This window comes from Rothia endophytica (assembly GCF_039543885.1).
GTDB classification, from domain to species: Bacteria; Actinomycetota; Actinomycetes; order Actinomycetales; family Micrococcaceae; genus Rothia; species Rothia endophytica.
In genome coordinates this window covers 1-652 of the sequence record NZ_BAABKP010000023.1, presented here as the reverse complement: position 1 = coordinate 652, position 652 = coordinate 1, and the positions used below count along the sequence as shown (strand labels likewise).

The 652-nt window shown below is 46.2% G+C and carries 2 protein-coding genes; both read right to left on the bottom strand.

What is annotated here, in order from left to right; translation table 11 throughout:
* Positions 1-16 precede the first annotated feature (16 nt).
* Positions 17-370, bottom strand: a complete 354-nt coding sequence (locus ABD982_RS11250) for a hypothetical protein (protein WP_345447667.1) — start codon at positions 368-370, stop codon at positions 17-19.
* Positions 371-419: 49 nt separating this feature from the next.
* A partial coding sequence (locus tag ABD982_RS11245) for a hypothetical protein (protein ID WP_345447664.1) occupies positions 420-652 on the bottom strand: 233 nt, incomplete at its 5' end.

Sequence of the window (652 nt, the reverse complement as noted above, 5' to 3'; positions counted from 1 at the left end):
TTACCTTTCCAAAAAATTATTCAACAGGAGTCGTCGAAGTAATACCACCAGAATCACGGGCATCATTACCTAATGACAAGCCCTTCACCTCAAACTCAAACTTCTTACCAATATTAGCCTCAAGAAATTCAGCCAACCCAGCCTTATTCATCCCCTCAGGCATGGTCATATTGGTAATACCTAAACTACCGCATTCTTCAGTTTCAACACGCAAAAACATAGATGTCACCCCACCAGATGGTTCTGACACCATCTCGACCGATGACACGGTACATACCTTATAAGTCGCATCCCGATCATTGATATACAAGGCCACCGCCACCGTAATAACAATCATCAGAGCAATAACAGCAGTAATATTCCCAGCCACAGAACTTTTCCTCCGCCCCATAACACTCCTTCCAAACAAAAACTCTTACCTAATCATCAGAATTCAAAGCCCTGTTACCCGCCTTACCCAGGCCGGTAGCCATACCCTTTCCTACGGCTATCAGACCTTTATCGTGAAGTTCTTCTAGTTTCCAGTCAGACGGTGCCGTCAAAACCATAGCGTTCCCCGCACCCACCGCATAATCCTTCACCCGGTCAACCCCATAATTCACCACAGCATTATCATGCTTCGGCACCACCGGCTTCAAACCACCCATCAAAC